The sequence below is a fragment of the Aquitalea sp. S1-19 genome, from assembly GCF_024343515.1.
Window position 1 is genome coordinate 1 of record NZ_RJTZ01000111.1, and the last position, 9,595, is coordinate 9,595.

Sequence of the window (9,595 nt, forward strand, 5' to 3'; positions counted from 1 at the left end):
CGCCCGCGCCGAGCTGGAAGAGTAAGGCAATCAGCCGGCCCTGAGTGCAGCCTCCACCGCCTCGGGGTCGGCCAGCCGCTCAGGCGGCTCCATCAGCACCAAAAGCAGAAGCTGGCTGAATTCGTCGTTGAAACGGTTCGCAATATGTTCAGGGTCCGGTATCAGCCCCTTGTCGGTAACCAGACCAATCTGCACATTGCCGTCGTAGGACAGAATGGACACGCCAACGCCGATATTGCCCGACTGCGGCACCCAGAACATGGGCTGTGCCAGCCGTGCGCCGCCCAGATACAGGCTCTTTTGCGGCCCCGGCACATTCGTCATCACCGCGCTGGTCTTATTGGCCAGCAGATCGAGTATCTGCTGCTGCACAAGCTTAGGCGCCATGCCCACCACGCCCAGAATACCCAGCGCCAGCACAGCCTGATAAGAGCCTTTGAGCGCCTCCATGCGCTCGCGCACCGTATACAGGCGCGCAAGCGGGTTGGCGATGCCGACCGGCAACTCCAGCGCCACCAGACCAAAGCGGTTGCCCAGCGTCCCCCGGTCTCCCTCGCCGCGCAGATTGACCGGCACCATCACCCTGACTTCAAGCCCTTCGACCGGATCGCCCTTGGCCAGCAGATAGGCACGGATGGCGCCGGCGGCAGCAGAAAGCAGCATATCGTTGACCGAACAGGACAGCACCCGCCCGACCGCCTTCACTTCGGGCAAAGGTAAAGGCTCGGACCAGGCAACACGCTTGACCGGGCCGGGCTTGCCCTTGAGCCGGGTCGGCGAATCATTGGCCATCAAGGCAAGCTTGGCCGCTTCCGCCGCAACATCGTAGCCAATGCCGATATAGTCCATCGCCTTACGCGGATTACTGACCAGCTCCATGTATTTGAGCCATAAATTGCTCGACACTTTCATCGAAGTCAGCATCGCGGTGCTGACCGGTGCCCAAATCATATCGAGGAAGTGCCGCTCGCCCCCATCCTTGCGCTTATCCGGCAGTTTGCGCGGCTCGGCCCCGCCACCGGACACACCGCTTGCGTCATCCATCATCGACAGCAGGACATCGACCAGCGCAAGTCCGTCACCGATTGCATGGTGGATGCGCACAATCAGCGCCTGCCCGCCCAGCTTGGTATTTACCAGATGCATCTCCCACAGCGGGCGGTGCGGATTCAATGGTGTTGCACACAGATCGGCGGCAAAAGCCTGTAGCGCCTCTTTCCCCCCATCGCCGGGCAAAATAGCCCGTTTCAGGTGCTGGTCCAGATCGAAATCGGGATCTTCATGCCAGAAATAACGGCCGTTTTCAGATAGGGCGATCTGACGGAAACGGTCATAGCGCAGCATGCGCTCGCTGATGCTCTGGCGTAAGCTGGCCTGATCCAGCTCACCGTCAAAAATCATCACGCCGACAATCTGCATCAGATTATGCGGACTATCCATGCGCAACCACGCAGTATCGACGTGGGAAATAGGACTACACATTGCCATTAGCAGACTCCGGTGGAATTCAAGCAATAGCAACTGGCAGACACTCAGTGCTCGCTAAAGTGTTGATCAAAATAGTCGTGAATTGCATCTTCCAAAGCAGACTTGAACGGAATGAGCAGCCAGCCCAGCCGCACCCGGACAGTCACCTGCCCCTCATCCAGCAACAAGGAGCCATTCACGCCGCTGCGCATAAAATGCAGGACAAGCTCGTCCACCCACTCATATGCCAGCGCATGTTCATCGGCCAGCGCCTGCGCAATCGCTTCGGCCGCCTGTTTGGCGTCTGCCCGGCTTAAACCGTGACGACGAATAACCAGAATTTCACTCATTGGCGCAGTATAATGCGGCGAACAGGCAATGGCAAAAGCATAAATTTAAGCCTTGAATTTTCCAAATCACGATAGCGGGCAGGGTTATGAGCGAGCACTCACTGGATAGCCAGCACGAAGACGACAAGGCTTTTTGGCTTGCACAACTGGACAGCAAACTGACGCTGGCCCGCAGCTTGCGCGAGGCCGCGCGCAGCCGGCCACAATATGCACAAGCCCGTCTGGCACTGCGCGCCTGGCAGTCCGAACGGCTGGCTCGCACCTATGCCGATTTGCTGGACAGCGAGCGCTATGCGCCGGCGGCCAGTTTCTTCCTGCAGGAGCTTTACGGCACGCATGATGCAAGCGAGCGCGACAACGAAGTCGAACGCATCATGCCGACGCTGGAAAAGCTGCTGCCGGCCTCAGGCTTGCGTGTGCTGGCACATGCGCTGGAAATGGATGCCCTGTCCGAAACCCTGGATAACGCCATGCTGGCACAACTGGGCAATGACACCGCGCTGGATGCAACACGCTATGCCCGCGCCTATCGCGACTGCAACAACCCGGCCGAACGCGTGCGCCAGATCTGGCTGATGAGCGAAATCGGCCACACGCTGGATCATCTCACCCAAAAACCGCTGCTGGGACTCAGCCTGCAGATGATGGCCGGCCCGGCCAGACTTGCCGGCCTTGCCGACCTGCACCGCTTTTTAAGCCGCGGCTACCAGAGCTTTCGCCATATGCAAGGCGCCGCTGAATTCCTCGCCACCATTGCAGCACGCGAAGCGGCACTGATGGAGGCACTCTTTTCCGGCGGCAGCGACGGCTTGTAAGCGAGCGGGCAAAGCGCCGGCCTGCGCTGCTATAATCGCCGCCTTAGTCCATCCCTACCGATAGAGCGCATGTCTGCCTTAGCCCTTGTTGCCGAACTGAAAAAATCCCTTGCCGACTGTCTGATCCGCGACCGCCACGGCCTGCGCCGCAAGCTCTCCGATGCCGAGCAGCGTCTGAAAAAGGGCCAGGACGCAAAACGGCTACTGGATGACAGCCGCGCCGCTATCTCGCGCTCGCAGGCCAAGGTTGCCAGCCGGCGCGAACATCTGCCCAAGCCGCGCTTTGACGATGCGCTGCCGGTCAACCTCAGGCGCGACGAAATCCGCACGGCCATCGCCGAGCATCAGGTCATTATCCTGTGCGGCGAAACCGGTTCGGGCAAAACCACCCAGCTGCCCAAAATCTGTATCGAACTGGGGCGCGGCGTCCATGGCCTGATCGGCCATACCCAGCCGCGACGTCTGGCGGCACGCTCGGTTGCCAGCCGCATCGCCGACGAACTGGGCACGCCCCTGGGCGAGCATGTCGGCTTCAAAGTGCGCTTCAACGACAAACTGTCCGAACGTTCCGTGATCAAGCTGATGACCGACGGCATTTTGCTGGCCGAGACCCAGACCGACCGCTATCTGGAAGCCTACGACACAATCATCATCGACGAAGCGCACGAGCGCAGCCTGAACATCGATTTCCTGCTGGGTTATCTCAAGCAGATGCTGCCGCGCCGGCCCGACCTCAAGGTCATCGTCACCTCGGCCACCATCGATGCCGACCGTTTCTCGCGCCATTTCGACGGTGCGCCGGTGATCGAAGTGTCGGGACGCACCTATCCGGTCGAAGTGCGCTACCGCCCGCTCAAGGAGCGCGACGAGGACGAGCGCGAAGTCGAGATGGAAGACGCCATCGCCAGCGCCGTCGATGAAATCTCGCGCCAGGGCGCAGGCGATATTCTGGTGTTTTTGCCGGGCGAGCGCGAAATCCGTGATACGGCAGAAAAGCTGCGTAAGGCCGGCATCCGCGGCTATGAAATCCTGCCGCTGTTTGCCCGCCTGTCCAATGAAGACCAGCAGAAAATCTTCCGTCCCTCGGGTGGCCGGCGCGTGGTGCTCGCCACCAACGTGGCCGAAACCTCGCTCACCGTACCCGGCATCCGCTATGTAATCGACACCGGCCTCGCGCGGCTCAAGCGCTACAGCCCGCGCGCCAAGGTCGAACAGCTGCTGGTAGAAAAAATCTCGCAAGCTGCCGCGCGCCAGCGCGCCGGGCGTTGCGGCCGGGTCGAGGCAGGCATCTGCGTGCGCCTGTATTCGGAAGACGATTTCAATGCCCGCGCCGAATTTACCGATCCCGAAATCGTGCGCTCCAACCTCGCCGCCGTCATCCTGCGCATGGCGTCCTTGCGTCTGGGCAAGGTCGACGCCTTCCCCTTTATCGAAGCCCCGTCCAAGGGGCTGATCGCCGACGGCTATCAGGTGCTGCAGGAGCTGGGCGCAGTCAACGACAAGAGCGAACTCACCGCCGTCGGCCAGGAGCTGGCGCGCATTCCGGTCGACCCCAAGATTGGCCGCATGCTCCTGGCCGGGCGCGACTACGGCTGTGTACGCGAAGTGCTGATTATCGCCGCCGCCCTGTCCATTCAGGACCCGCGCGAGCGCCCGTTCGATGCGCGCGAAGCGGCCGAGCGCGCGCAGGCGCGCTTTGCCGACGACAAGTCTGACTTTTTGTCCTTCCTCTATCTGTGGGATTTTTTCCAGGACGCACTCAAACACAAAAAATCCAACCGCCAGTTGCTGGATGTATGCCACACCCACTTCCTGTCCCACCTCCGGATGCGCGAGTGGCGCGAGCTGCATGCCCAGCTGGCCGAAATCGCCAGCGATATGCGCTTGATCACGCGCGAGGCGGCGCACAGCCACGCTGCCGTGTCCGATGCCCAGCTTTCCGACAAGAAGAAAAAACAGCTGGATGCCATCGCGTTCGAGCAATTGCACAAGGCCCTGCTCACCGGCCTGATCGGCAATATCGGCCAGAAGGCGCTGGAAGGCGATGACTACACCGGCACACGCGGCGTGCATTTCCATGTTTTCCCAGGCTCGGGACTGAAAAAGGCCAAACCCAAATGGGTGGTCGCGGCCGAGATTGTCGAAACCAGCCGCCTGTATGCGCGCTGCGTCGGCAAGATAGAGCCCGAATGGATAGAAGGCCTGGCGCAGCACCTGGTGAAATACCATTATTTCGAGCCGCACTGGGACAAGGCGCGCGGCGAAGTCGTCGCCAGCGAACGCGTCACCCTGTACGGTCTGACTCTGGTTGCCAAACGTCCGGTCAGCTATGGCCGCATCGCGCCGGAAGAGGCGCGCGAGCTGTTTATCAAGGGCGCGCTGGTGGCGATGGAATACAGCAGCAACGCGCCCTTCTTCCAGCGCAACGCCCAGCTGATCCGCGATGTGGAGCAACTGGAACACAAAGCGCGCCGTCAGGATGTGCTGGTGGACGAGGACGCGCTGTACGACTTTTACGCCGAAAAGATCCCGGCAACGGTGACCGATGCCGCCAGCTTTGAAGCCTGGCGCAAGCAGGCCGAACAGGCCGAGCCCAAGATACTCTATCTCACGCGGGAAGAGCTGATGCGCCACGCGGCGCAACACGTGACCGTCAACCAGTTCCCGGAATGGCTGGAACATGCAGACGGGCGCATGCGCTTAAGATACCGCTTCGAGCCCAATCATGTACTGGACGGCGTCACGGTCGATGTGCCGCTAGCCAGCCTCAACCGGCTGGAGGCCGCGCCGTTTGAATGGCTGGTGCCGGGCATGTTGCGCGACAAGCTCACCGCACTGATCAAGAACCTGCCCAAACAGGTGCGGCGCAACTGCGTGCCGGTGCCGGACTTTGTTACCCGCTTCCTGTCGTCGCAACCAGACGAAAGCCAGGCCATCGCGCCGCAACTGGCGCGCTTTATCCTGCGCGAAACCGGTGGCGTGAAAGTCGAGCCGGTTGATTTCGATGCCCACCCGCTGCCGGCCCATCTTTTGTTCAATTTCCGCATCATCGATGACGGCAAGCAGGAAATCGGTATGGGCCGCGACCTCGCTGCACTGCAAAAGCAGTTCGGCCAGGCGGCGCAACTCACCTTTCGCGACACCAGCGCCGAATTCGAGCGCGACGATGTCACCACCTGGGACTTCGGCGATCTGCCCGAGTGCATCCAGTTTGCCCGCGCCCGCCAGCAACTCACCGGCTACCCGGCCCTCACGCTGGAAGCCGAAGGCAAGGTGGCCATCCGCCTGTACGACACCGAGCTTGCCGCCCGCCGCGCCCACCGCAAGGGCGTGGTCCGCCTGCTGCAACTGCAGCTGAAAGAGCAGATGAAGCAGCTGGGCAAAGGTCCGTCCGGCTTTACTCAGGTGGCGCTGCAGCTACGCGGCGTCGCCAATGCCGACGATCTGTTGCAAGATGCGATTGCGTGTATTTGCGACCGTGCCTTTATCGGCGACGACGAGGCACCGCGCAGCGAAAAAGCATTCAACGAGCAAAAGGCGCGCGCGCGCACCCGCTTGCCGGCTGTCACCCAGGCTGTCATGTCCTACCTTAACCAGATCGCCGGCGAATACCTGCCACTCACGGCCCGTCTGGCCAAGCACAAGCTGGGCAGCGAGCTTAAGGGCCAGCTCGATGCGCTGGTTTACAAGGGCTTCCTGCTGGCCACGCCATGGAGCCAGCTGTCGCAGATTCCGCGCTATATGAAGGCAATGACTCTACGCATGGAAAAGCAGGTCAGCAATCCGCAGCGCGATGGCCAGCGCGGCGCCGAGGTTCGCCAGTTGCTGCAGCTATGGCAAAGCCGTGTAGCCGAAGACAGCGACAAGGGCGAGCCGTCGGAAGAGCTGCTGCTGTTCCGCTGGAAAATTGAAGAACTGCGCGTCGGCCTGTTTGCACAGGAATTGAAAACCCCGTATCCGGTTTCGCTTAAGCGCCTGATGAAAGACTGGGCAAGCTTGCCGGCAAACTGACCCCTTTTAACCGCAGATAAGGCGGGCCGGCCATTACCGTACCCGGCCTTAGGAAGTGCAAGATGGAACAGGCAAGTAGCAACAAGCTGCTGGAGTCGGCGGTCAAGGTAGGCGAAGCCCTGCCGTTCAATATGTATGCGCAAAACGGCATGCTCCTGCTTGGCCGCGGCCACTATGTCCTGACCGACGCGCAGCGCGCGCGCCTGTTGCTGCACGCGGCAGCACAAACCGGCCAGGCGGGCGAAGTGCCTGCGCCGCCTGCGGCCCAGGCGCGACCCGAGGCGCGCGAAATCAATCCGTTCGAAGAGCTGCTGCATGCGGCCAAACGGCTGGACTATCTGCAGCAACAGGCGCTGCAGTTGCCAGATTTTACTGCCCGCGTGCGCAAGCTGGCGGCCGAACTGGCCGATCTTGCCGCGTTCATGCCGGACGCCATGATTGCCGCACTGCTTCTGGCTCCCGTCATCCGCTACAGCGCCATGCACAGTGTGCATGTCGCCATTTTGCTGGCACTGATCTCGCGCCGTCTGGAGTTGCCAGAGGCGGAAGCCAATACATTGCTATGCGCCGCGCTGACCATGAATATCGCCATCGCGCCGCTGATGGACAGCCTGCACAGCCAGGAAACCCGTTTACGCCCGGAACAGCGTGAACAAATCGCCATCCATCCGGTATTGGGTTCGGCCATTTTGCGCGCCGCCGGCGTCACCGATGAGCATTGGCATACGCTGGTACAAAGCCATCACGAGCACTGGGATGGCAGCGGCTACCCGCTGGGGCTCTTGCGCCCCGACATTCCGACTCAGGCCCACCTGATCCATCTGGCCGATTTGACAGCGGCCAAGCTCACGCCGCGCAGTTACCGTCAGGCGCTCTTGTCACAGCAGGCACTGGCACAGATTTTCCGCGACCGCGAAACTTTGCTGGATGCCCAATACACCGCCTTGCTGGTCAAGGAAATGGGCATCTATCCGCCAGGCAGCTTTGTCCGTCTGGTCAATGGCGAAATCGCCGTCGTTGTCGCGCGTCGTGACAAGGTCAACGAGCCTTATGTCGCGGCCTTGCGCAAAGAAGATCAGGCACCTTATGCAGCACCCTTGCTGCGCGAAACCCGTCTGGCGCAATTTGCCGTCAGCGCCAGCGTCAGTGCATCCTGTGCAGGGGTACGCACGGCTTATCTCGCCTCTTTATGGCGCTGCCGCCGCGAGGACTGAAGCCGGTTTGACGCCGGCAAGGCCTCCCGCAGCAGTGTGCAAGTGCACAAAACCAACACTCGGAGACAGCAATACCCCTTGCACGCGTACGGATGTGACTTTGTCATAGCTAGTTGTTACCCTGTAGCCAGTAATGGCTGCCCCTTTGCCCATGTCGAGCAACAAGAACAGGAGAACAAATGACACAAGAGAACCCGGCCGCGCTGGACCAGTTTTTTAACGGACTGACCGAAGCCAACCAGAAGTGGATGCAGCAGTTTGTCAATGCGGTATCCGGCACCCAGGCCCAAGGCATGGACATGGCCCAGCTGACCCAGAACTGGCAGCAAATGATGACGGGAGCCAACCAGTTCATCGAAATGCAGACCAATCTGTACCAGCAGCAGCTGAATATGTGGATGCAGTTTCTGGGACAAGCCGCTCCGGCCGCCGAAGCGGGCAAAAGCAGCGACCGCCGCTTTTCATCCCCGGAGTGGAACGACCATCCCTTCTACGGCTTTATCAAGCAAAGCTATCTGCTGACCTCAAAATGGATGACCGAACTGGTCGACAAATCGCAGATGGCGGAGGATGAAAAAGAAAAGCTGGCTTTCGCTACCCGCCAGTATATCGATGCCATGGCACCGACCAACTTCATGCTGACCAACCCCGAGGTGATCAAGCGCGCGATCGAGACCAAAGGCGAGAGTCTGGTCGAGGGCATGAAAAACATGATGTCCGATATCGAAAAAGGCCATATTTCGATGTCGGACGAGAGCAAGTTCGAAATCGGCGTCAATATTGCCACCACGCCGGGCAAGGTGGTCTTTCGCAACGAACTGATCGAGCTGATCCAGTACACGCCGACCACGGCCAAGGTCCATGAAAAGCCGCTGCTGATCGTGCCACCTTGCGTCAACAAGTACTACCTGATGGATTTGCAGCCGGAAAACTCCATGGTGCGCCACTTTGTGGCCCAGGGTTACCGCGTCTTCCTGGTTTCCTGGCGCTCGGCCAATGTGGAGATGAAGCACTTCACCTGGGACACCTATCTGGAAAAAGGCATCTTTGCCGCCACCGATGTGGTGCGTGAAATCAGCAAGCAGGACAGCATCAACGCGCTGGGCTTCTGTATCGGCGGCGTACTGCTGACCACGGCACTGGCCGTGATGAAAGCCAAGGGCATCAAGACCATAGACAACGCCATTTTCATGACCAGCCTGATCGACCACGCCGAGCCGGGCGAAGTCAAAGTCATGATCGACGAAAAACTGGTCACCAAGCGCGAAGCCAGAGCCGCACAAGGCGGCATCATCAGCGGCAAGGAAATCGGCCGTACCTTTGCCTCCTTGCGCGCCAACGATCTGATCTGGAACTATGTAGTCAACAACTACATGCTGGGCAAGACCCCGCCACCGTTCGACCTTCTGTACTGGAACAACGACTCGGTCGATCTGCCGCTGCCTATGCACACTTTCTTCCTGCGCGAGTTCTACCTCAATAACGCGCTGACCCGTCCCGGCTCCATCACCCTTCTGGGCGAAAAAGTCGACGTCGGCCAGATCGACATTCCGGTCTATATTTTTGCCGCGCGCGAAGACCATATCGTACCGTGGCAATCCGCCTATGCCGGTCTGCCTTACCTCAGGGGCGTGGCAGAAAAACGCTTCGTACTGGGCGCCTCCGGCCATATCGCCGGCGCAATCAATCCGGTCACCAAGGACAAGCGCAACTACTGGGTGAACGACAACCTGGCACA

Annotated in this window: 6 protein-coding genes; 4 read left to right on the plus strand and 2 right to left on the minus strand. The window is 60.3% G+C overall.

Features of this window, described 5'->3' with window-relative positions:
• Window positions 1–30 precede the first annotated feature (30 nt).
• Both EGI20_RS14400 and EGI20_RS14405 read right to left on the minus strand, forming a co-directional pair.
• Window positions 31–1,488, minus strand: coding sequence for a wax ester/triacylglycerol synthase family O-acyltransferase (locus EGI20_RS14400; RefSeq protein WP_498632310.1), 1,458 nt, complete (start codon window positions 1,486–1,488; stop codon window positions 31–33).
• A 44-nt stretch (window positions 1,489–1,532) separates the two neighbouring features.
• Window positions 1,533–1,817, minus strand: coding sequence for a polyhydroxyalkanoic acid system family protein (locus EGI20_RS14405; RefSeq protein WP_498632311.1), 285 nt, complete (start codon window positions 1,815–1,817; stop codon window positions 1,533–1,535).
• Window positions 1,818–1,903: 86 nt separating this feature from the next.
• Here EGI20_RS14405 and EGI20_RS14410 point away from each other — a divergent pair, with 86 nt between their 5' ends.
• The 4 genes from EGI20_RS14410 to EGI20_RS14425 all read left to right on the plus strand — a co-directional run.
• Window positions 1,904–2,632 (plus strand): DUF8198 family protein, encoded by a 729-nt coding sequence (locus EGI20_RS14410; protein WP_498632312.1) that lies wholly within the window; start codon window positions 1,904–1,906, stop codon window positions 2,630–2,632.
• A 69-nt stretch (window positions 2,633–2,701) separates the two neighbouring features.
• A complete protein-coding gene (gene hrpA / locus EGI20_RS14415; RefSeq protein WP_498632313.1) occupies window positions 2,702–6,643 on the plus strand; it encodes an ATP-dependent RNA helicase HrpA in 3,942 nt (1,313 codons plus the stop codon).
• A 62-nt stretch (window positions 6,644–6,705) separates the two neighbouring features.
• On the plus strand, window positions 6,706–7,857 hold the full coding sequence (locus EGI20_RS14420) for an HD-GYP domain-containing protein (protein ID WP_498632315.1): 1,152 nt from the start codon (window positions 6,706–6,708) through the stop codon (window positions 7,855–7,857).
• 179 nt (window positions 7,858–8,036) lie between these two features.
• Window positions 8,037–9,595: PHA/PHB synthase family protein (locus EGI20_RS14425; protein ID WP_498632316.1), on the plus strand; the 1,559-nt coding region annotated here is incomplete at its 3' end.

Excerpts from the sequence above, each read along its gene's own strand:
- EGI20_RS14400 (WP_498632310.1), bottom strand. The coding sequence starts at position 1,488 with ATGGCAATGTGTAGTCCTATTTCCCACGTCGATACTGCGTGGTTGCGC.
- EGI20_RS14405 (WP_498632311.1), bottom strand. The coding sequence starts at position 1,817 with ATGAGTGAAATTCTGGTTATTCGTCGTCACGGTTTAAGCCGGGCAGAC.
- EGI20_RS14410 (WP_498632312.1), top strand. The coding sequence starts at position 1,904 with ATGAGCGAGCACTCACTGGATAGCCAGCACGAAGACGACAAGGCTTTT.
- hrpA (WP_498632313.1), top strand. The coding sequence starts at position 2,702 with ATGTCTGCCTTAGCCCTTGTTGCCGAACTGAAAAAATCCCTTGCCGAC.
- EGI20_RS14420 (WP_498632315.1), top strand. The coding sequence starts at position 6,706 with ATGGAACAGGCAAGTAGCAACAAGCTGCTGGAGTCGGCGGTCAAGGTA.